Source organism: Nocardia sp. NPDC088792 (assembly GCF_044750615.1).
In the GTDB taxonomy this organism is placed as follows: Bacteria; Actinomycetota; Actinomycetes; order Mycobacteriales; family Mycobacteriaceae; genus Nocardia.
In genome coordinates this window covers 838,347-856,346 of the sequence record NZ_JBIVKC010000001.1, presented here as the reverse complement: position 1 = coordinate 856,346, position 18,000 = coordinate 838,347, and the positions used below count along the sequence as shown (strand labels likewise).

The following is an 18,000-nucleotide window of genomic DNA, read 5'->3' as shown; positions in this document are numbered from 1 at the left end:
CACGGACTACGATGGCCTGGTGACCTCCTCCGCAGCAGTGCCCGGACCCCGGCCCTACGTGCCGGACGCCGAGCCGAGCGCAATTCGTGCGTGTCTGCCATCGGATGTCGCAGCTGAGTTCGATCGCAACTGGAACGCGATGATGGACCGCGCCAAGAGCAATCAAGACGTGACGGTCGTCCATCGTTTTCTGGCGCGCTGGCGAATCATGGCCGCAGCGGAACTGGCCGATCCAGGCAGCTACTACCGGATGATGGCGAAGGCTGAGCAAGCAGTCGCCCGGGCAGCAGCAGGCGAGCCGGAGGACCCGAGTGGTATGTCCGCCGACGAGATCCGCACGATGATCAGCGACAAACTGAATCGACGCTAGGTGTGCAGCGTCAAGACGTACGGCGAAGCCAAAGAACAAGTCCAGGCTTTGCCCACAGCGGCGTTGGTCGATTTCGCCGAGGCCATGGTTGTCCTGGAAGTCGCTCCATGGGACGGCGACTCGATCAACGATGCCAATCTCGACGCTGCGTTTGGCAGTGGATTCCGATGTGGTCGTGCGCTTTCCAGCGCCTGATCATCTCGACGGCCTACAGAATGTCGTTCACTCGGACGTCGTTGTGTATGACAGTGAGTACGATCGATCCGACCTGGTACATACGCGAATTCAGCTGATCGCGGAGGTGGCCTCCGAAGACACGGTCGACATGGACTCCGGCATCAAACGAGTGCTGTACGCGCATGCAGGGATTCCTGCCTACCTGATCGTGCAGTTCGATCGGACGTGGGAGGGTATCGACCGTGTCGAGGAGTATCGCTTGGACTGGTCAGGATCCTGCTACGTGCCGCACCGAGTTCATCGCACAGCTCTGGTACTCGATACTCCGGTGACCTTGGCTGTCACCTTCGAGTCATTGGATTCGCCATAGGGACCGGCGTTCTTACGCGCCAAGGTGAGTCCGATGATGAGGAACCACAGCATGGTGAGGCCGCCCATGGTGGCGGTGGTGCCCAAGCCGTTGGCGGCGTAGAAGTTCGCGGGGGTGTTCCCGAAGAAGATCGAGGGGATGAAGGCGAAGTTGATTGCGGCCAGGATCCAGGCGGAGGTGGCCGACCACTTGGGGAGCAGGCCGGTGTGGCGGACCGCGAAGCCGAAGGCCACGAGGAACATTCCCTCGAGTAGGCGGGCGATGGAGCCGTAGATGATGTAGGTGCCGGACACCGTGATCGTCGGGTCGATGGCGGTGGTGGATTGGATGACCGCGCCGGCTTCGAGGCCGGTGCCGACGAACAGCATTGTGATCCAGAGGGATCCGGTCTTCGAGGCGAGGGCGCCGATCCATTCCTGCTCGGGGTCGATGCGTTTCACCAGCTGCCCGAACAAGGTCATGAACACGACCAGGCAAGCGAGTCCGGCGAGGCCGAACAGGCTACGCGTCAGGACGTTCGAGGCCGGTGGGGGACCGGAGTAGACGAAGTACAGGGGCAGTTCGACCAGTATGCAGACTGCGCCGAGAGCGGCTGCGGTGCCGGTGGCGCGGCGGATTGTGCTGGTATCCATGGGGTCTCACACCTTCTCTATTTGTATAATGCTTATACTATAAGCGCTATGCTAAGTTTCCCGCCAGGGGATTTTTTGGAGGTGGTGCAGGGCCATGGCGGACCCCGAGATGCCGGGCGATCTGGTACGACTGTGGCGCCTGCGCGCGGGCCCGCGGCTGGGGCGGCCCGCCGAACTCGATGTGGATCGAGTGGTGAACAAGGCGGTGGAACTGGCCGACAGCGGCGGCGTGAGCGCGGCCTCCCTGCCGAAAATCGCCGCGGCCCTGAACGTCACGCCGATGTCCCTGTACCGGCACATCGGGTCCAAAGACGAATTGACCGTCCTGATGGCCGACGCGGCGCAAGGTCCTCCGCCCGCGGATCTCGACCCTGCGGCCGGTTGGCGTGCGGCCCTGCGTCGTTGGGCCGAGGCGCATCGCGCCGTCTGCCTCCGCCATCCGTGGCTGGCTCAACTACCGATCAGCGGTCCGCCCCGCGGTCCGAACGCCATCGCCTGGATGGATGCCGGCCTGGGCACACTGCGCGACACGGGCCTGGACTGGCCGTCCCTGCTCGGCGTGATATTTCTGCTGGACAGCTTCGTCCGCCAGTCCGTCGCGGCCACGCAGCAGCTCGAAGCTCACCGCAGCGCAGCGGATGTCGACGAATCCCAAGCCCTGCGCGCGTACCGGGCCGACATGTCCCTTCTGGTCGATGCGGCCAGATTCCCGCACGCCGCAGCCCTTTTCGCCTCGGGCCTGTTCGACGCGGTCCCCACCCCCGAAACTCCCGGTGACGAGGAGTTCGACTTCGGCCTGGACCTGATCCTGGACGGTGTGGCAGCCCAACTGCCCCGCTAGCGTGCCCGTGAAAACCGCAACGACCCGCCGATTCCTCGGCGGGCCGTTGCGGTTCTCTGATTGTGGTTACGGCTTAGGAGCTACCGAACGCGCCATCCGGCACGCCGTCCGGCACGTACTGATTCCACCAGTCGTTATCGTGATGCCAACGCCAGTCGTGGTCGTGGCGATCGCGCCAGTGGTCGCGATCGTGGTCGTGGTGCCACCAGTCGATATCGCTGGCGGTGGGCTGGCCGGCCACCGGCTGGCTCGGCTGCAGGGGAACATCGGCCGACGCGGTACCCGCCACGGCCCCAAGGGGAATCGCACAAATCGCACCGGCCGCTGCCACTCGCGCAAGCGTCCGTCGAACAGAACCAGACTTCATGAAGGACACTCTGCCCCAATTCACGGGAACGCGAAAATTGAACAGCTGTGAATTCTGGTATCGAATTCACAGGAAATACACTGAATTCACAGGAATGTCCGCCGCCGAAACCCGTTGCGCGCCAACGGCCCCGCAGGATCTCTCCCAGAAGGGCCGTTGTAATGCGGCTATACGCGTCGGCTCTGAATCCTAGGCGTGCGTCCCGCCATCGATCCGGATCTCGGTCCCCGTAATGAACGCCCCATCATCCGAAGCCAGCATCGCCACTACCCCCGCGACAGTATCCGGCGAGGCAAACCCTTGACCAATAGCCGGAATCAACTTCGAAAACAGCGTGAAATCAGCATCTTCCGGAATCCCCGGCCCCCGCCCATCGGTCATATCACTCGAAATGGACCCCGGCGCAACTGCGACAACCCGCAACCCTTCCTTGGAGTACTCGGAAGCCAGCGCATGAGTCATCGACATGATCCCGCCCTTGGACGCGGCGTAGGCGGCCATGTACGGGTGCGCAAAGAAGGTAGACGTAGACGCGAAGTTCACGATCACCTTCTTGTTCGACTGAAGCAGCGTCGGCAACGCCTCCCGAATCATCAGGAAGGTGCCCGTGAGGTTGGTCGTGATGATCCGATTCCAATCCTCCAGCGGCATCTCATGCGTGTGCGCAGACCGAAGGATGCCGGCCGCGTTGATCAGTGCATCCAGTCCGCCACCAAGGTTCTCGACAGCCTGAGCAACCCCGGCCTTGACCGATGCCTCATCGCCAATATTGATCACCACGGTGCTGAGCCGATCACCGTTCCCATTGGCAGCAGCCTGCTTAGCGGTCTCCGCCAGCCCATCCGCATTGATATCAGCAGCCACAACCTGCCCACCCTCACCGAGGATCCGGTGCACAGTGGCCCGCCCGATCCCCGACCCACCACCGGTGATCAGTACTCGGCGATCAGTGAAACGCTCCATTGCAATCTCTCCTAACGGTGTTCCAACCTCTGATTGACACGCTACGCCCGTATGGCACAACGTGCCATAGTGGCATCCCATCGACTAGGATCAAAGGTTGAACCCACCCCAAAGGAGGTGACAATGTCCGCCCACCCGACCCGCCGCCCCTCCCTGGCCGAACGCCGCAAAGCCGAAACCCGCCTCGACATAGCCCGCACCGCAGCCCGCCTCTTCGCCGAACACGGCACCGCAGACGTCACCGCCGAACAAATAGCCGCCGAAGCCGGCATCGGCCTCCGCACCTTCTACCGCTACTCGCGAACGAAGGAAGAAGCCGTCGAACCCCTTCTGGCCACCGGCGCCCAACGCTGGCTCGGGGTAGTAGCCTCCGGCCCCCACCGCCTCCCGACTCTTGCCGAACTAGAGCAGGCAATCCAGGCCGCCCTGACCTTCGAGGGTGCCCCCGAGGACCTCGAAACCACCCGAGGCTTGATCCACGCCATGTCCGACGACCCAGCCCTCCGCGCCATCTGGCACCGCATCAACATGGAGTCGGAACGCGATCTATACCGAGTACTAACCGATCTGGCTGGGCCCGACCCGGATCCCTTGCGGCTCCGGCAGATTGCTACAGCTACCGCGGGCGCGATCCGAATCGCAGTGGAGCAGTGGGCATCCGGCGACGGACCGACTGCCGGAGCTGGCTCCCCGGCGGATCTCGCAATACGGTGTCTGCGAGCTTTCGCGAATGGAATCGGAGCCGAATCCTAGGGCTCGGAATATGCTTCTGTTCCAGCGGATTCGACCGTCCACTCGGCTCGTGCGAGTAACTCATCGAAGGTGAGAATTTCGGGCTCGACGAGCTCGCGGCGGAACAGCTCGAACGACCGAATCTGGTCCTGGTTGTACCCGCCACCGTCGCCACGCAAACTGTCCAGATTGCCGATCACCAAGTAGGACCGTGGGCGCAAGAGGTAGGTGAACTCACCGGGGATATCGCTGCCGTCCCCCGCCTTGTCCTGTAGCCGCTCCCCGATCTGCATGACGGCGCGATGGACCGTGCCTTGCGCCTGAACAACACCGCCCGATAGCTCGAACGACGGTGCCCAGCAACCGGATCTGTACGGCTCCCGGATCGGTTCCAACAGCTCCTTGCGGTGCGTCTTGATCTCCGCGAACACCATCGACCGGATCCGACCAGATGTTCGAAGCAGTGCATCGGTGCGCTTGCCGACTGACGCGATGGAATGTCCGGCTACGACTTGCTCCAGCCTTTCATCGCTCCACGAGGTCAGTAGCTGTCCCGAAAGCGAGACACCGAAGATCCAAGGATTCTCCTCGAAGAAGTGCTGCCAGACCGCCTCTGAACCGCGCTTCGGAAATCGGGTCTTCCGCTCGTTGTCGAAGTAGTCATCGTCCTCCAGAAGCCGGCGGAACCGCTCGACCTGCCGTCTGCGATGTGCCATGGCGATGACATCGCCCGCAGCTTCGTCATTGGTGATGAGTGCTCGAAAGAGTTCAGGTTTCTGCTCGTATGCCTGGGCGAGCAACTCTGCATCGACCACGGCTCCACCCGATGCGAACGCAACATCCAATCTGGGGGATGCGTTCAGTACTTCGTCGCCGAACGTTTCACGCATAACTCGCACGAGTTCAGCGGCAACCTTCGAGTCAACCTGTAGCGACTGGCTGCTCTTGCGATGGGATGCCCGATCTCTGGACCCGAAGGTTGTCAGATGGAGCAGTGTCGTACCCGCGTCGTCGACGACGACCTGGTGTTCGCAGTCGACGCCCAACTCCGGCTTGTGTGCAGCGATCCGTTGCGTGTTCGGTCTCACGTCCAAGATTCGCGCCATGAACTGATTGTCGAAGGATGGGGCCTGGGCGTCAACGGTCCATTCCAACTGGCCTGTATCCATTTGGAGGGCCGGGTGAAGAGTCAACCGGCTTGGGAGGGACGGAACCTGCGGCCATCAACTCGAGCGGAACTCTTCCCAATGCAGTTGAAACCAGTTGCGCTGCTTCGTTGTTGGTCTGATACCCAAGGGGCGATGATGGAGCGTCGCATAGAGCGGATAGCCGTGAAGATCCTTCGCAACATCTATTGTGTTCGATTGGTGGACCGCTATGAGACCACTGTCGAAGAGTCGATGTAGGTCGCGCCGCAGGAGAATTCCACCGTGCGGGTCGTGGTGACCGATTCGGGCATAACTGTAGAGGTGGCAGGCTTCGAGCGCGGCTTCGGGCAGTGTGCCGGAGAACGCGCAGTTCGCACCGAATCGACGAAGCAGTTCAGCACGAAATCCCGCTTGTCCCAGTCTGACTCGAACGGGCCTGACGCTGTGCCCGTCTGTCATCTGTGCGACTGTCGCCTCCAGTGGGCGGAGCGGATCTGAAACTAATCCGGTCCGCACTGCTGCCCGGAACTCGGTCCAGCGCAGCTCTCGAATGCTGTTCTGCGATTTGGGCTTGACGCAGAGCGCGCGTAGCTCGGCCGCCTGAAGAGTGCCGATCAGGTCGACCCAGCCTTGACCGTGTGTCGACCGGAACGTTGCGACCTCGGCATCCTCTAGTTGAGGTTCGTCGAAGGTGATCTTGCATTCGGAGCATCGAAAGGCAGGCTGAATCGTCGAGCGGCGTTCGATGTTCGTCTTCCGGCAGGAAGGGCATCGAGCGATCGGCCGATTCCCTTGACCTTGTGTGATCGACTCGATCACCGAGGCGCCGAGCAGTTCCTGCTCGTCCCACACGACGATGATATGCCCTGGCTCCACTTGTAGATGGTTGGCTACCCGCGAATCCCAGCTGTACTGCGTCGATACATCGTCATCATATAGATCGCCGCTGTTCAGTCGCCGGTAGTCCGACTTCACAAGCACGAGCCATGCTCGCTGCGCCGTGGGTTGCTCGACCATCGCGTCCAGAACTGCTCCCCGAACTGAGTAGGGCGAGATCCGGTCGCACTGCTGTTGTCCGACTTAGTATCTCGTCCGTCCAGTATGCCCTGTCTGCGTGGCGGCGTGGAAATAGAGGCATGTCAGTTTACGATCCGAAGGTGCCGGATCATGATCATGCAGTGCTGTTCGAAGACTTGGTGGCCACCGACCTGCACATCGATCGTCTCTATTCAGGGCGGAGTGCGGCTGGCCGTAGCCGAGACCCGATCAGTCGACTGCTCGGCCTGGGAGTTCAAGGCGGCATCAGGGTGAAGGGATCGCCCATAAGGAACTCGGTGCGACTCGTGGCGTTGTACTCCACGGGTCGTGACCCGGACTGGCCGGACTGCTTGGACGTACAGACGGGCATCCTGACCTACTTCGGTGACAACAAGCGACCGGGCGCTGAGCTCCATGACTGGAGTCAAGGATATGAGCCGGCTCATATCCAGGCTTAAGCATCGGCAGTTCGGTGCATTCGTCACCTTGTTATATTTCAACGATCAGGTTTATCGAGAGGTGCGTGCCGATGGCCATCCGGTCGTGATGATCTGCGGTAGGGATATCGTCGATAGCTTGCGCCAGCACGGGTACGGCGACGTCGGTGCGGTCCAGGCGTGGCTAGACAGCGGATTTCCGGTTCCAGGCGCCTGACTGCAGCGGCAGTCGCCCTGGGTGTGAAATGCCTTCAAAGCCAAGCTGATTCGTTCCTGCCTCTGATGTGCACGCTGCCTGGCGGATTCGCGTATGCCTCGAGCAGGAGTTGTCGCGCTGCGGGAGTTGCCGCGGCCAGATTGTTGTCGCGCGTTCTTGTCCACTCCTCCCATGTCCAACCCGCGCCCGCGTCAACGGTGAGCTGGGTGGTGGCAGTCTCGATGCCGTCGACGAATACTCGGACCTCGGTTGCGCCATCGGGATCGCGGACCACGACAGCCTCTATATCGTGCTCATGATTGTCGGTCGGCCGGGGCACCCGCAGTGCATGGAGGGCGTGTGCGGACTGGACCGCGACTTCGGTGAGAGTCGCCGTATCCAAGCAGATCTCGAACTCTCTATGGCGGTCACCGAGGATGAGTGTTGCGAGCTTCTCCTTCCCGTCGAGTACGACCCGTACAGGGCAGCCTTCAGCGGTGATGGCCCATGCACCGATGGTCAGTCGTTCGAACATCTTCGTACCTTTCCGGGCTGGTGGATGTTATGTCGAAAGGACATCACGCCGGGTGGGGGCTGGTTACTCTTAACTGGGTGACCCAGTGAGATTGATCTGAAGGTCCAGGGGCGCAGTCGGTTCGGAGGCTGATTTCACCCAGTACGGGTGACGCGTGGTGGGAGGAACGACATGGTCGAGAACAGTTCGACACTGCCTCGGCGCCAACTCGGGCGGTACTTGCGGGAGGCGCGGGGTGCGGTGGGGATGTCGCAGGATCGGGTGGCGAAGTTGGCTGATGTGAGTACATCGGTCTTGCAGCGGTTGGAAGCCGGGATCGCGACGCGGTTGAAAGTTCGTGACCTGCAGGCTGTTTGTGAGGTGTTGGAACTGTCTGCCGAGATGGCAGACGCCATGATCGGACTGCTGAAGCAGGCCACCGAGAAGAGCTGGTGGCACGAGTACGGCAGTTTGATTCCTGCGGATTTCGACGTCTACGTGGGGCTGGAGACTGCTGCACGGAGTGTGACCACCTACCAACCTGCCTTGGTGCCGGGGCTTCTGCAGACCGCGGACTATGCTCGGGCACTCATCCGGGCCGTGAAGCCCAGGGAGTCGGTTGTCGAACATGAGCGCCGGGTCGAGTTGCGGATGAGGCGGCAGGCCAAGGTAACTCGTAAGTATCAGCCGATCGCGTTGGATGTAGTGCTTCACGAATCTGCCTTGCGCTGCAACGTTGGTGGAGATGCTGTGATGTCAGCCCAGCTGCGGCAGCTTGCCGAGGTCGGAAAGCGCTCGAACGTTTCGGTACGTGTACTGCCCTTCTCCGTAGGAGCGCCAGTCGGAGATCCTGTGGGGCAGTTCGCGATTCTCGAGTTCGATGAGGGCCTCGGTGGCGAGAGCATGTGGCCGCCCGTCGTCTATCTGGAGAACTTCAGCGGCTGCATGTATCTGGAGAAGGCAGATGACGTCGAGCGGTACCATCGGGTTCTCGAAGCTCTCCGGAATGCGTCGTTGGACGAGGCAGACAGCCGGATCCTGTTGCGGCAGGCTACGAAGGAGTTCTCAGCGTGACGATCGATCTATCCGGAGCCGACTGGTTCAAGAGCAGCTTCAGCGGTGACAAGGCCGACTGCATCGAGATTGCCTTTCTCGCAGACGGATTGGTTGGCGTGCGTGATTCGAAGCATGCAGGCGGGCCTGCACTGACCTTCGCTCAGGGCGTGTGGGATGCCTTTGTGGACGGCGTTGCGCGAGGAAGGCTCGACCGGATCGGCTGATCGGCCGCTGTCCCTGTCCGAGGTGTGGTTGGCGGCGTGTGTGTCAGCGGGGGCTCAACGGCAGTCGGATGCCGCCGTCGAAGAATCTGGTAGCAAGGCGAGCCCTGTTATTTGTATCCGTGTTCCGCATAATATTCGCGCTCGAAATCGTTCGGGATGATGCTCAGTAACGCGGATTCGTATATATTGCGGTGGGCTTTAATGACATCCATATTGGGGTTTCCATTTGCATCGAAGAACTGAAATGTTTGCCCGTCTTTGTCTCGATAGCTGTTGAACTTGTCGAATGTGCCTGGGTGGGTTTCGTTATAGCTCGCAATCATCTTGGCATCCTCGAAAACTGTGTCATATGCCGTAGTGGTCGGGGGTGCGACGGTGCTAGCTGTTTGAGAGGTGCTGTTAGTCGAGCAGCCGATCATCGACAGCGATGCAGCGAGAGTTATCGCCAAGGTTGGTATGATCGTGGTGATCCGTCTCATTTGGTTCCATCCTCTGGATCGTAATCCATAATCTGGCTGTTCACCCATCCTCGACGATGCTCTCGATCATAATCGTCCAGAGGGTGGGACATCAGGTCATTTACTGCCTGTTCATATATATTTCGATGCGCATTGATAGCCTCTAAGTTCGGCTGTCCTTGAGAATCGATGAAATGATAGGTTCGGCCGTCGTGCTCATAATTCTGGAATTGTTCAAGAGTGCCGTGATGCACCGAGTCGTAGCCGCGGATGATGTTGACATCCTGATATAGGGTATCGGATGTCGTGACACCGGTTACCGGTGCGAGGTCACTGTTCCAGTGCGTGGTGGTCTGGTTGATCTCGTAGGCATCCGGTTGGGGGATCTGAGCTTTGATAACAGGGTCGAGGATCCAGGCTGCGGTGGAAACCGCACCACCTTCAGGCCCTGCGAGACCAGCACCGTTGAGGATTCCGGTAACGATGTCAGCGACTTCGGCCTTGCTGTTATAGCTCGCGGTGGCATTGTCGAGATTCTTCTGATGATCGGTACCTGTCAGGTCTACGATTTCATCGTTCAGGCCGATCTGCATGGCCCCGGTGAGCTGAGCCTGCTGATAGGCTGCATATTCGTTCCCTGCTCCGGCCTTGAAGTCGAGCTGCCCGGCCAGGTGTGCAGCGGCGTTGTTGAATTCGATGGCGGCGTGTGGATTGGAGTCGATGACTTTGAAGAGGTTCGACAAATCACCAGGCGTATGGACGGAACCGGGGCTGTCATGATAGCTCCCAGCCGTGTCGAGATGGCCACAATAATGATTTACAAGAAGGTCGGGTTCTGATGCGCCAGCAAGGTTGGGGATGTAAGGCTCGAGTGATTTGGCGACAGCCATGCTGAGGTCCGGGTTCAGCTGTCCGAACGACAGATGTCCAGGATAACCAGGTATGTCGTGAGACAGGGCGCCTTGGTTGTGGCTGACGATGTTGGCCAGGGCTTGGGCGGACTCACCCGCACGTTGTTGTAGGAATTGGTTGGTCGAGCCGGCGTCGTCGCCAATCCAGGAAACCATTTTCATGGCGCCGGTCTGGTCGGAGTTCCATTGATGCTGCAGGATATCGACAACGTGACTGTTGGCGTCGTAATGTCCACCAGGGGTGCAGGTGACGTCCATTACTCCCTTGGGATTGGTGAGGGCGTCACGTACGGCGGTGTGGTCGTCGGCGGCGTTGGACAGGAAGGCGTTGGCGATCTTGCTGGTGTCGGATTTCGGGTCGGTGTTCAGGGCCGCGAGCTCTGCGCCTTGCTTGATCATGCCGCGGTTGATATCGCTGCCCTGAATGGTCGTATCGCCTTTACTCATCAGGTCCGCGAGTGCCCGATAGTTGTCCTTCTTCGCGTTGTAGGCATTGACGGCCTGCGGGTCAGCCGGCATCCAGTTGTCGCCGGCGACGAAGTGCCCTTCAGGCTCTTTGGCGAGGAGTGATGGGTTCTCGGTGACCATCTTCTGGACGTTGTCGGGCAGCTGCTTCATGCCGCCGGTGTCCTTGCCGTCGAGGCTGTTTATGCGAGGGTCGGAGATGACGCGGAAATCGTTGGCGATATCCGATTTAACCTGATCAGGCCCGTTTCCAGGTAGCTTGCCGCCCAGCTTGTCGATGTCCTCGCCGGACATGCCGTTCATACCCTGGGTGAATGCCTGTAGGTAAGGGAATTGGGCGAGCCCGACAGTGTCGCTGGCGCCGTTGTCCAGCTTCTGCTTGTCGTCATCCGACAGGGTCGTGGCCGCGTGGATTCGTGCCAGGGTATCGGCGTCGGCGGTGCCGTCCTTCACCGCCTGCAGGTCCTTGCGTGCCTGATCCGGGGTGAGCTGATCGGGCGGGATGACTGCTAGCGGGTCGACCTGGGTGGTGGTCAGGTTGGCGAAGGCGTTGTTGACTGCGGTCATTGCCTGATCGTCTGCGGTACCGCAATCGGTCAACGCGGCCTGGATCGCCTTCTGATAATCCTCTGCCCGCGATTGCAACCCGGCCTCCAGGGTTTGCGCGGATTTCAGGTCCGTTAATCGCATCAACAGGAGCATGTCGGTGCTCATCTTCACTTCGCCGGTGTCGCTGACGGTGAAGTGTGCGTCTTCGGCGGTGGTTACCTGCTTCAGCAGCGCGGTCTTGGCGGCCTGGATCGCGGTGGCGCCGTTGCGGGCGGCGGTGACGCCGTTTTCCAGTGCGGTCTTGATTGTGGTGGCGTTGCCGTGGATTTCGTCGTGGCGGTCGCGCATGGAGTCACCGGCGGTGCCGATCCAGTAGTGGCTGGAACCGTCGACCGACCGCGCTGCGGCGTCGAGGGTGTTGCCGAGACTCTGTGCTTTCGTATCCCATTCGGTTGCTTGGGTATTGAGCACTTCCGGGTCCCAGGCTTTTACCTGCGAGATGGTCGGTGTGACCATCAGTTCGAGTTCCCGAGATTGGTGAACTTGTCGACCGACACGTTTTCTGTTTCGACGTAGTCGTTCGCGCCGTTGTGGGAGTGAACGTGGAGGTTGCCATAGTGGCCGGAGATGGCGGTCAGAGCTGCGCCCGCGGTGGATGCTGCGGCTGCGCATGCACCTCCGACCGAGGTGTCGGTCAAGCCTGTGGATATCTGTTCTGCAGAGTCGTGGCCGCTCAATCCCCCGACTGATTGCGATGCATCCTTGAACCCGGATGCCAACGCGCGTACGCGTTCCGGATCGACATCTAGTCGCTCACCCATGGCCGGTGCCCCCCTTTCGCTGGCGACGAGTGTTGGTCGCCTGCGATGATACAAATTACTTTCGGGTACTTTACAACGCAATACAGCGCAGCTTCGGGCCTCGAGAGGGGCCACGACACCTGAGCCGAGCGAGAAGGGGCCTCTCTCCATGGCTGATCACGGCTATCCGCGCACCAGGTCATTGTTGGACTCGGTCGCCGATGACACCGAGCGGCTGCAGGCTGCGATCGCAACGCGTATCGCTGCCGCCACTTCGGCGGATGGGAGGGTCGCCGTCGAGGTGAGCGCTGACGGGACAGTGCACAATTGGCGGATCGCCGGCGCTGACGAGCAGACGAACCGGATTGTGGCCGAGGTTCTCGAGCTGATCGGAGAGGCGCACACTGCCGCCAAGAATGCCATTCGCGCCGAACTCGACGCGATCGGTGATCGCGAGGAGGTGCAGGCTGTTCAGGACGCCGCTCGGGACGCTCTCGCACGGGCCACCCCGGTGCCATCGCCTGCGTTGACCACTGGCGAAGACCCGTGGGACGACGACTTCGACCACTACGGCGGCAGATCTCGTATCGCGGCTGACTGACAATGCCTCCGGGGCTCCGCGGAGTGTTCGATCGAAGCCGTTCCGGCGATTTCGATGCGCTAGCGTGGGCTATGGCTGCTGAACAGGGTCCGCCCGCTATCGCCGGTGTGCGCCGGAGCTTCGTTGAGGCTCGGGGCGTTCGATTCCATGTCACGGAGGCTGGGAGCGGGGTGCCTGTGCTCGCGCTGCACGGGTGGCCGCAGCATCACTACACGTATCGGGACCTGTTGGCGGATCCGCCTGCGGGGATGCGGATTATCGTGCCGGATTTGCCTGGCTACGGGTGGTCGGGGGCTGCGCCGCATCGGTGGGCCAAAGATGATGTGGCCAGTGACCTTTTTGCGCTGATGGATGCGTTGAAGATTGATGAGAAGGTGTTGCTGGTCGGGCATGACTGGGGTGGGTTCATCGGGTATCGGATGATCCTTCGGGAACCGGAGCGGTTCAGGGGGTTTCTGGTGATGAATATGGCTCATCCTTGGGTGCCTACGAAGGACATCTTGCGGCAGAGTTGGCGGTTTTTGGCTTATCAGCCGTTGGTAGCGGGGCTGGGGGTGCCGTTGCAGACTCGGACTCGGTTCTTGGATCGGCTTTTCGAGACGGCGGCCAAGGGGGAGAACGCGTTTGATGCGGAGACGGTCGAGATTTTTGCCGGGCGGTTCAGGGATCCGGGGGTGGCTCGGACGGGGACGGATACGTATCGGACGTTCCTGCTGAAGGAGGTTCCCGCTTCAGCTCGGAATCCGGAGACCAGGCGGGCTACCGTGCCGATCCGGGCGTTGTTCGGGAAAAACGATGCGGCGGTGCATTATTCGCTGGCTGCGGCGGAGACGGCTCGGGCGGATGACTACACCGTCGACTTTGTCTCCCGGTGTGGGCATTTCATCGTCGATGAACGGCCTGAGTTGGTGCGGGCCAAGTTGGTGGAGTTGGCGGCCGAGACCGGTCAGCGCCGGTGAACAAACGGTGGGTCGCTGCCTCAGCGCTCGTATCGTTTTCGTAGATCACGGCTGGTGAATACCGCACTGACACCTGTCTGGTGTTCGAGTTCTGTCCGGGCCAGCGCGATCTCGTTCAGTTCTCGACGACGGTCGAGTGCCTGCCGCTCCTGGCGGCGTTCATGTTCTCGGTGCTGACGGGTCAAAACATTTGTCAAGCTGTGGATTTCGGTGGTACGGGACGTGATGTATTCGATCTCAGCCGGTCCTGTGGGGGTCCGGCCGGCGAGCAGGCTCGAGCATTCGAGAACCATGAGGTGGCCGACGCCGGCGGCCTCGGCGGTCAGCTCCACGCCCGGAAGGGCCGCGGCGCGGACGAGTTCGTCGTAGGCGTCGGAAAGACGTGCAAGTTGCGGTGATGCGAGATTGAGGACGTCGTGAACTGCGATGAAGTGCTGCCAGCGGCGTGCTTGCCGACGGGCGCGCCACCGGGGTGTAAGAGTCCAGCACGGTCCATAGAACGTCAGTGCGCAGCCGATCGCGCCGATAACGCCGAGAATCACGTTGTGCATCGCAAAGGCTGCGCCAATGGTGGCGAGTCCCCCGACGAGTGGGCCCTTGCTCTGCGGGCGGCACGCATTCGGATCGGCGGCAGCGCAAGGCACCTCGACCCGCTCCAACCTTTGCCCCGAGCGGATCGGTAGCACGGCAAGCCGCATGCGATCCTGCACATTTCCAGGTTAGACCGCCACGTCGGTTGCGACCTCGGGACAGCAACATTGAGGGTGGAAATGTTCAGGGGCGTACGGGTTTCGTGGTGCCGTAGGCGGTGCGGAGGGTTACCTCGAGCACCGCTTGCTGCTGTTCGGGGGTTAGTGCCCGGGGCGTGCCCAGGGACGCGGCGTCCAAGTACAAGGTGCAGGCCCATTCCAGGAGGAGGGCGTTGTCGACTGCCTCCTTCAGGGATGAGCCCAGGGTGACTGCGCCGTGGTTGGAGAGGAGGGTGGCTTGTTTGCCGGTGGAGAGGGAATCCAATACTGCGGCAGCTAGTTCCGGGGTGCCGAACGGGAAGAACGGAACTACCGGAGTAGCTCCGCCCAGGGGGAGCTGTTGGTAGTGGAGGACTGGGAGTTCACCGAGTACACAGGCGACCGCGGTGGATTTGGGGGCGTGGGTGTGGACTATCGCCGTGGTGGGCAGGGTGCGGTAGATGCCCAGGTGGAGTTCGAGTTCCGAGGTGGGGGCGAAGTCGCCGGATACGACCTCGCCGTTCAGGTCGACGATGGTGACCTGGTCTGGGGTCAGGTCGGCCAGGACTGTGCCGGTGGCGGTTATCGCTACTCGGTCGCCGAAGCGGAGGCTGACGTTGCCCGCGGTGCCGATCAGTAGGCCGGCGGTGGCCAGGTGGCGGGAGGCTTCGGCCACCTGGGAGCGTTCCGGCTGGGCATAGGGCGGCATGCGGTCAATCTACGAGATCTTGGATTGGGCTCGCATTCTTGGACCGCTTGCGCGCCGTGGGCGCTCTGATGTCAGTTCGCGTGCCAAGTGACGGCCTGGTCGAGATCTGCTCGGGTGGTGCGGAATCCGTTTGCGGCGTGGTCGGGGTCTGGGTAGCCGAAGGAGATGCCGGCGATGATTTGGCGGTGGGCGGGGATCGAGAAGTACTCGTGGAGGAACGGGGAGTACGTCGCGAGGGCTGCTTGTGGGGCGGTGGCTATGCCGAGGCTTTGGGCGGCCAGGAGGAAGGACGTGAGGTAGAGGCCGCAGTCGACGGCGCCGTAGACGCCGAGGTCGGATTCCGTCGTGAGGATGGCTACGTGGGGTGCGTCGAAGAGTTCGAAGTTGCGGAGCATTTGGCGGAGGGTGCCTTCGTGGTCGCCTCGGGGGACGCCTACGGCCTGGTAGAGGGCTGCGCCGCATTCCTTGCGGCGCTCGCGGAAGATCCCGTTGTAGGACGCCGGGAAAGGGATGTCCGTTTGGGCGGGGGTGCCTTCGATGTGGTCCAGCAACGCCTTTCGGAAGTTGCCGGTGGCGTCTGTGGTTTCGGTGATCGTCAGGTGCCAGGGTTGGGTGTTGCACCAACTGGGGGTGCGTTGGGCCAGGGTGAGGATGGATTCGATGGTGGCGCGGGGGATCGGGTCGGGGCGGAAGGCTCGGCAGGTGTGGCGGTCGGCCAGCAGTGATTCGAGGGTGGTGTAGCGGTCTGGCATGAAGGTCCCCTTTGTGAGCGGTCTCGTTTTGAGACCGGAGCAACTTGGTCTCATATTAGGACCGAATCGGTAGGATTGGTAGATGCGGTATGAGGAGCTGGCCGAGGAGCCCTGTTCGATTACGCGGGCGCTGGTGGTGTTCGGGGATCGGTGGACGTTGCTGATCCTCAAGGCGGCGTTCTCGGGGGTGCGGCGGTTCAATGGGTTTCAGTCCTACCTGGGGATCAGCAAGGGGCGACTGCTGGATCGGCTGGACCGGCTGGTGGAGCATGGGATTTTGGTGAAGCAGGCCGCGGAGACCGGGGCGCACGAGGAGTATCGGCTCACGGATAAGGGACACGATGTGTATCCGATTCTGATGGCGTTCCGGGATTGGGGAGACACCCATATGGCGCCGGACGGGCCACCGGTGTACTACCGGCATCGGGATTGTGCGGGGGAAGCGCACGTGCACCTCGAATGCGACCGGTGCGGAGTCGAACTCACCGCTCGGGACGTGACGCCGGAGGCCGGGCCGGGACTCACCGTCGATGCGGGGGAGTGACGGGCTGGTTATGGTCGGAGAGGTGTCCGGTGTGATAGTTCGGCCCACTACGGCCGATGATGAGAAGTTTTTGTGGGCAATGCTTTTCGAGGCCTCCCACGCGCGAGACCAAGGAATGTCGACCCCGGACGAGTTGCGGGAAGTACCGGCGCTGACTCGGTACGTCGAAGGGTGGGGGAGGCCCGGGGATATCGGCGTGGTCGGCGGCATGGACGGCGTGCTGTTGGGTGCAGCCTGGGTGCGGGTGTTCGACGCCGAGGAAGCCGGTTACGGCTATGTCGCGGAGGGGATTCCGGAGCTGGCCATCGGGGTGGCGCCGGAGAGCCGCGGATTCGGGATCGGCACCACCGTGTTGTCCGCACTGCTGGACAATCTGCGCCCGGTCTACCAGGGCGTGAGTTTGAGTGTGCGACTGGAGAATCCGGCGCGGAAACTCTACGAGCGACTGGGGTTCGTCGACGTCCCCGACTCCGAACACCGCAATCGCGCCGGATCCACCAGCGTCACCATGTACACGGTCTTCGACGCGGACTAGTTGAAAGGCCCTTCGGCCATGAACCGCTGCAGGTAGCGGGCGAACGCCGCCGCCTCCCCGGCCGGCCACGCGCCGAGGCTGTCGGTGATGCGGGCGGCCAGGCGCCGGCGCAGTTCTGCCACCGTACGGTTGCCCTCGTCGGTGAGAACCAGCAAGGACGCGCGGCGGTCGGTCGGGTCCGGGTCGCGGCGGATCAGGCCCGCTTCCTCCAGTCGGGTCGCCCGGCGGGTGACGCCCGAGCGGTCGAGGCCCACTTCCGCGGCCAGGTCGGCAGCACTTCGCGCGCCGATTCTGGCGAGGGCGCTGAGGATCGGATAGGTCAGTTCGTCGACCGATTCGCCGAGCCCTTCGGTGAGTGCGCTGTAAAGCTGGGTGCGGGTCGTGCGGCGGAGCAGGACGCCGAGGGCGTCGGCGATCTCGTGGCCTACTTCGTTCTCCATGCCACAACAATAGCGTGCGCGGCGCACGCATTGTGTGCTACGGTCCTCTAGAAGCGTGCGCCACGCACGCATATAGAGAAGAAGGAAGATCATGAACGACACCCGCATCGACGCCGCCCTCACCGACCTGCTGTTCAACTCCGAACTGTCCCTCGACGAGGCCATCGACCGGCACTTCGCCCCCGACTACCGCCAGCGCACCGACGGCAGCTGGGCCGACCGCACCGAATTCGCCGACCACATCGCGCATCTGCGCACCGTCGTGGCCGGCGGCTCCGTCGAGGTACACGAAGAACTGTGCAGCGGAACGAAATACGCCGACCGGCACACGGTGCAGGTCACCAAGAAGGACGGCTCCACCGTGCGCACCGAGGTCTACGTCTTCGCCGACCTGGCCGACGACGGCCGCTTCCGCCGCATCGAGGAGGTCACCCTCATGCTCGAGGGCGCCGAAGCCGACCGGAACCTCGGCAGCGCTCGCTGA

The 18,000-nt window shown here is 62.0% G+C and carries 27 protein-coding genes; 14 read left to right on the top strand and 13 right to left on the bottom strand.

Annotated features, from left to right (window positions below; genetic code table 11):
- The first annotated feature begins 19 nt into the window (after positions 1-19).
- From ACIP5Y_RS04215 to ACIP5Y_RS04205, 3 genes are read left to right on the top strand one after another with little or no spacing between them, the layout of a single operon-like run.
- Positions 20-370, top strand: a complete 351-nt coding sequence (locus tag ACIP5Y_RS04215; RefSeq protein ID WP_400347420.1) for a DUF6247 family protein — start codon at positions 20-22, stop codon at positions 368-370.
- Complete coding sequence (locus tag ACIP5Y_RS04210; protein ID WP_400349204.1) at positions 371-565, top strand: hypothetical protein; 195 nt, start codon at positions 371-373, stop codon at positions 563-565. It abuts the gene before it with no gap.
- Positions 501-917 (top strand): Uma2 family endonuclease, encoded by a 417-nt coding sequence (locus ACIP5Y_RS04205; RefSeq protein ID WP_400347419.1) that lies wholly within the window; start codon positions 501-503, stop codon positions 915-917. Before ACIP5Y_RS04210 ends, ACIP5Y_RS04205 begins: the two co-directional genes overlap by 65 nt.
- Here the strand turns inward: ACIP5Y_RS04205 and ACIP5Y_RS04200 are convergent.
- The gene (locus ACIP5Y_RS04200; protein WP_400347417.1) at positions 845-1,549 is read right to left on the bottom strand and encodes a hypothetical protein; all 705 of its coding nucleotides are present in this window, start codon (positions 1,547-1,549) and stop codon (positions 845-847) included. The two genes, ACIP5Y_RS04205 and ACIP5Y_RS04200, sit on opposite strands and share 73 nt — an antisense overlap.
- Before the next feature lie 94 nt (positions 1,550-1,643).
- On the opposite strand from ACIP5Y_RS04200, the gene ACIP5Y_RS04195 reads away from it, so the two are divergent.
- A complete protein-coding gene (locus ACIP5Y_RS04195; RefSeq protein ID WP_400347416.1) occupies positions 1,644-2,390 on the top strand; it encodes a TetR/AcrR family transcriptional regulator in 747 nt (248 codons plus the stop codon).
- A gap of 73 nt (positions 2,391-2,463) precedes the next feature.
- Here ACIP5Y_RS04195 and ACIP5Y_RS04190 read toward each other — a convergent pair whose 3' ends face one another.
- Positions 2,464-2,679, bottom strand: a complete 216-nt coding sequence (locus ACIP5Y_RS04190) for a hypothetical protein (protein ID WP_400347414.1) — start codon at positions 2,677-2,679, stop codon at positions 2,464-2,466.
- A 267-nt stretch (positions 2,680-2,946) separates the two neighbouring features.
- Entirely contained in the window at positions 2,947-3,720 is a 774-nt protein-coding gene (locus ACIP5Y_RS04185) for an SDR family NAD(P)-dependent oxidoreductase (protein WP_400347412.1), read from the bottom strand.
- A 123-nt stretch (positions 3,721-3,843) separates the two neighbouring features.
- On the opposite strand from ACIP5Y_RS04185, the gene ACIP5Y_RS04180 reads away from it, so the two are divergent.
- On the top strand, positions 3,844-4,473 hold the full coding sequence (locus ACIP5Y_RS04180; RefSeq protein ID WP_400347410.1) for a TetR/AcrR family transcriptional regulator: 630 nt from the start codon (positions 3,844-3,846) through the stop codon (positions 4,471-4,473).
- Here the strand turns inward: ACIP5Y_RS04180 and ACIP5Y_RS04175 are convergent.
- Positions 4,470-5,558 carry a Shedu immune nuclease family protein gene (locus tag ACIP5Y_RS04175; protein WP_400347408.1) on the bottom strand — a complete coding sequence of 363 codons (1,089 nt, stop codon included), beginning with the start codon at positions 5,556-5,558 and terminating at the stop codon, positions 4,470-4,472. The genes ACIP5Y_RS04180 and ACIP5Y_RS04175 overlap by 4 nt on opposite strands.
- A gap of 117 nt (positions 5,559-5,675) precedes the next feature.
- Positions 5,676-6,617, bottom strand: a complete 942-nt coding sequence (locus ACIP5Y_RS04170) for an HNH endonuclease (protein ID WP_400347406.1) — start codon at positions 6,615-6,617, stop codon at positions 5,676-5,678.
- Between ACIP5Y_RS04170 and ACIP5Y_RS04165 the strand changes: the two genes are divergently transcribed.
- Positions 6,587-7,096 carry a hypothetical protein gene (locus ACIP5Y_RS04165; protein ID WP_400347404.1) on the top strand — a complete coding sequence of 170 codons (510 nt, stop codon included), beginning with the start codon at positions 6,587-6,589 and terminating at the stop codon, positions 7,094-7,096. The genes ACIP5Y_RS04170 and ACIP5Y_RS04165 overlap by 31 nt on opposite strands.
- Positions 7,053-7,292, top strand: a complete 240-nt coding sequence (locus ACIP5Y_RS04160) for a hypothetical protein (protein WP_400349202.1) — start codon at positions 7,053-7,055, stop codon at positions 7,290-7,292. Before ACIP5Y_RS04165 ends, ACIP5Y_RS04160 begins: the two co-directional genes overlap by 44 nt.
- 34 nt (positions 7,293-7,326) lie before the next feature.
- On the opposite strand, the gene ACIP5Y_RS04155 is transcribed toward ACIP5Y_RS04160, so the two are convergent.
- On the bottom strand, positions 7,327-7,806 hold the full coding sequence (locus tag ACIP5Y_RS04155; protein WP_400347402.1) for a hypothetical protein: 480 nt from the start codon (positions 7,804-7,806) through the stop codon (positions 7,327-7,329).
- 171 nt (positions 7,807-7,977) lie between these two features.
- On the opposite strand from ACIP5Y_RS04155, the gene ACIP5Y_RS04150 reads away from it, so the two are divergent.
- Both ACIP5Y_RS04150 and ACIP5Y_RS04145 read left to right on the top strand, forming a co-directional pair.
- The gene (locus ACIP5Y_RS04150; protein WP_400347400.1) at positions 7,978-8,859 is read left to right on the top strand and encodes a helix-turn-helix domain-containing protein; all 882 of its coding nucleotides are present in this window, start codon (positions 7,978-7,980) and stop codon (positions 8,857-8,859) included.
- Positions 8,856-9,065, top strand: coding sequence for a DUF397 domain-containing protein (locus tag ACIP5Y_RS04145; protein WP_400347398.1), 210 nt, complete (start codon positions 8,856-8,858; stop codon positions 9,063-9,065). Before ACIP5Y_RS04150 ends, ACIP5Y_RS04145 begins: the two co-directional genes overlap by 4 nt.
- 107 nt (positions 9,066-9,172) lie before the next feature.
- Here the strand turns inward: ACIP5Y_RS04145 and ACIP5Y_RS04140 are convergent, their stop codons facing one another.
- Genes ACIP5Y_RS04140 through ACIP5Y_RS04130 form a run of 3 tightly spaced genes read right to left on the bottom strand, consistent with a single transcriptional unit; the run spans position 9,173 to position 12,269 of the window.
- The gene (locus ACIP5Y_RS04140; protein WP_400347396.1) at positions 9,173-9,544 is read right to left on the bottom strand and encodes a hypothetical protein; all 372 of its coding nucleotides are present in this window, start codon (positions 9,542-9,544) and stop codon (positions 9,173-9,175) included.
- Positions 9,541-11,964 carry a WXG100 family type VII secretion target gene (locus ACIP5Y_RS04135; RefSeq protein WP_400347394.1) on the bottom strand — a complete coding sequence of 808 codons (2,424 nt, stop codon included), beginning with the start codon at positions 11,962-11,964 and terminating at the stop codon, positions 9,541-9,543. The genes ACIP5Y_RS04140 and ACIP5Y_RS04135 overlap by 4 nt, the downstream gene beginning before the upstream one ends.
- Entirely contained in the window at positions 11,964-12,269 is a 306-nt protein-coding gene (locus ACIP5Y_RS04130) for a hypothetical protein (RefSeq protein ID WP_400347392.1), read from the bottom strand. Before ACIP5Y_RS04130 ends, ACIP5Y_RS04135 begins: the two co-directional genes overlap by 1 nt.
- A gap of 184 nt (positions 12,270-12,453) precedes the next feature.
- Between ACIP5Y_RS04130 and ACIP5Y_RS04125 the strand changes: the two genes are divergently transcribed.
- Together ACIP5Y_RS04125 and ACIP5Y_RS04120 are read left to right on the top strand one after the other, a co-directional pair.
- Complete coding sequence (locus ACIP5Y_RS04125) at positions 12,454-12,849, top strand: hypothetical protein (RefSeq protein ID WP_400347390.1); 396 nt, start codon at positions 12,454-12,456, stop codon at positions 12,847-12,849.
- A gap of 71 nt (positions 12,850-12,920) precedes the next feature.
- Positions 12,921-13,808: an alpha/beta fold hydrolase gene (locus tag ACIP5Y_RS04120; protein ID WP_400347388.1), complete on the top strand. Its 888-nt coding sequence runs from the start codon at positions 12,921-12,923 to the stop codon at positions 13,806-13,808.
- A gap of 20 nt (positions 13,809-13,828) precedes the next feature.
- Here ACIP5Y_RS04120 and ACIP5Y_RS04115 read toward each other — a convergent pair whose 3' ends face one another.
- From ACIP5Y_RS04115 to ACIP5Y_RS04105, 3 genes are all read right to left on the bottom strand, one after another.
- Complete coding sequence (locus tag ACIP5Y_RS04115) at positions 13,829-14,518, bottom strand: hypothetical protein (protein WP_400347386.1); 690 nt, start codon at positions 14,516-14,518, stop codon at positions 13,829-13,831.
- A gap of 64 nt (positions 14,519-14,582) precedes the next feature.
- On the bottom strand, positions 14,583-15,245 hold the full coding sequence (locus ACIP5Y_RS04110; RefSeq protein WP_400347383.1) for a class II aldolase/adducin family protein: 663 nt from the start codon (positions 15,243-15,245) through the stop codon (positions 14,583-14,585).
- A gap of 71 nt (positions 15,246-15,316) precedes the next feature.
- Complete coding sequence (locus tag ACIP5Y_RS04105; RefSeq protein WP_400347381.1) at positions 15,317-15,997, bottom strand: nitroreductase; 681 nt, start codon at positions 15,995-15,997, stop codon at positions 15,317-15,319.
- Between the two features lie 82 nt (positions 15,998-16,079).
- Here ACIP5Y_RS04105 and ACIP5Y_RS04100 point away from each other — a divergent pair, with 82 nt between their 5' ends.
- Both ACIP5Y_RS04100 and ACIP5Y_RS04095 read left to right on the top strand, forming a co-directional pair.
- The gene (locus ACIP5Y_RS04100) at positions 16,080-16,541 is read left to right on the top strand and encodes a winged helix-turn-helix transcriptional regulator (RefSeq protein ID WP_400347379.1); all 462 of its coding nucleotides are present in this window, start codon (positions 16,080-16,082) and stop codon (positions 16,539-16,541) included.
- 115 nt (positions 16,542-16,656) lie between these two features.
- Positions 16,657-17,076 (top strand): GNAT family N-acetyltransferase, encoded by a 420-nt coding sequence (locus ACIP5Y_RS04095; RefSeq protein ID WP_400347377.1) that lies wholly within the window; start codon positions 16,657-16,659, stop codon positions 17,074-17,076.
- Here the strand turns inward: ACIP5Y_RS04095 and ACIP5Y_RS04090 are convergent.
- Positions 17,073-17,516 carry a MarR family winged helix-turn-helix transcriptional regulator gene (locus ACIP5Y_RS04090; protein WP_400347375.1) on the bottom strand — a complete coding sequence of 148 codons (444 nt, stop codon included), beginning with the start codon at positions 17,514-17,516 and terminating at the stop codon, positions 17,073-17,075. The two genes, ACIP5Y_RS04095 and ACIP5Y_RS04090, sit on opposite strands and share 4 nt — an antisense overlap.
- 91 nt (positions 17,517-17,607) lie before the next feature.
- Here ACIP5Y_RS04090 and ACIP5Y_RS04085 point away from each other — a divergent pair, with 91 nt between their 5' ends.
- Complete coding sequence (locus ACIP5Y_RS04085) at positions 17,608-18,000, top strand: nuclear transport factor 2 family protein (protein WP_400347373.1); 393 nt, start codon at positions 17,608-17,610, stop codon at positions 17,998-18,000.

What these genes read in the sequence shown, in the direction of transcription:
- ACIP5Y_RS04135 (WP_400347394.1), bottom strand. Translation starts at nt 11,964, where the DNA reads ATGGTCACACCGACCATCTCGCAGGTAAAAGCCTGGGACCCGGAAGTG.
- ACIP5Y_RS04175 (WP_400347408.1), bottom strand. Translation starts at nt 5,558, where the DNA reads ATGGCGCGAATCTTGGACGTGAGACCGAACACGCAACGGATCGCTGCA.
- ACIP5Y_RS04085 (WP_400347373.1), top strand. Translation starts at nt 17,608, where the DNA reads ATGAACGACACCCGCATCGACGCCGCCCTCACCGACCTGCTGTTCAAC.
- ACIP5Y_RS04205 (WP_400347419.1), top strand. Translation starts at nt 501, where the DNA reads ATGCCAATCTCGACGCTGCGTTTGGCAGTGGATTCCGATGTGGTCGTG.
- ACIP5Y_RS04150 (WP_400347400.1), top strand. Translation starts at nt 7,978, where the DNA reads ATGGTCGAGAACAGTTCGACACTGCCTCGGCGCCAACTCGGGCGGTAC.
- ACIP5Y_RS04155 (WP_400347402.1), bottom strand. Translation starts at nt 7,806, where the DNA reads ATGTTCGAACGACTGACCATCGGTGCATGGGCCATCACCGCTGAAGGC.
- ACIP5Y_RS04200 (WP_400347417.1), bottom strand. Translation starts at nt 1,549, where the DNA reads ATGGATACCAGCACAATCCGCCGCGCCACCGGCACCGCAGCCGCTCTC.
- ACIP5Y_RS04090 (WP_400347375.1), bottom strand. Translation starts at nt 17,516, where the DNA reads ATGGAGAACGAAGTAGGCCACGAGATCGCCGACGCCCTCGGCGTCCTG.
- ACIP5Y_RS04185 (WP_400347412.1), bottom strand. Translation starts at nt 3,720, where the DNA reads ATGGAGCGTTTCACTGATCGCCGAGTACTGATCACCGGTGGTGGGTCG.
- ACIP5Y_RS04170 (WP_400347406.1), bottom strand. Translation starts at nt 6,617, where the DNA reads ATGGTCGAGCAACCCACGGCGCAGCGAGCATGGCTCGTGCTTGTGAAG.
- ACIP5Y_RS04105 (WP_400347381.1), bottom strand. Translation starts at nt 15,997, where the DNA reads ATGCCAGACCGCTACACCACCCTCGAATCACTGCTGGCCGACCGCCAC.
- ACIP5Y_RS04095 (WP_400347377.1), top strand. Translation starts at nt 16,657, where the DNA reads ATGTCGACCCCGGACGAGTTGCGGGAAGTACCGGCGCTGACTCGGTAC.
- ACIP5Y_RS04160 (WP_400349202.1), top strand. Translation starts at nt 7,053, where the DNA reads ATGACTGGAGTCAAGGATATGAGCCGGCTCATATCCAGGCTTAAGCAT.
- ACIP5Y_RS04140 (WP_400347396.1), bottom strand. Translation starts at nt 9,544, where the DNA reads ATGAGACGGATCACCACGATCATACCAACCTTGGCGATAACTCTCGCT.
- ACIP5Y_RS04180 (WP_400347410.1), top strand. Translation starts at nt 3,844, where the DNA reads ATGTCCGCCCACCCGACCCGCCGCCCCTCCCTGGCCGAACGCCGCAAA.
- ACIP5Y_RS04100 (WP_400347379.1), top strand. Translation starts at nt 16,080, where the DNA reads ATGCGGTATGAGGAGCTGGCCGAGGAGCCCTGTTCGATTACGCGGGCG.
- ACIP5Y_RS04130 (WP_400347392.1), bottom strand. Translation starts at nt 12,269, where the DNA reads ATGGGTGAGCGACTAGATGTCGATCCGGAACGCGTACGCGCGTTGGCA.
- ACIP5Y_RS04195 (WP_400347416.1), top strand. Translation starts at nt 1,644, where the DNA reads ATGGCGGACCCCGAGATGCCGGGCGATCTGGTACGACTGTGGCGCCTG.
- ACIP5Y_RS04110 (WP_400347383.1), bottom strand. Translation starts at nt 15,245, where the DNA reads ATGCCGCCCTATGCCCAGCCGGAACGCTCCCAGGTGGCCGAAGCCTCC.
- ACIP5Y_RS04165 (WP_400347404.1), top strand. Translation starts at nt 6,587, where the DNA reads ATGCTCGCTGCGCCGTGGGTTGCTCGACCATCGCGTCCAGAACTGCTC.
- ACIP5Y_RS04120 (WP_400347388.1), top strand. Translation starts at nt 12,921, where the DNA reads ATGGCTGCTGAACAGGGTCCGCCCGCTATCGCCGGTGTGCGCCGGAGC.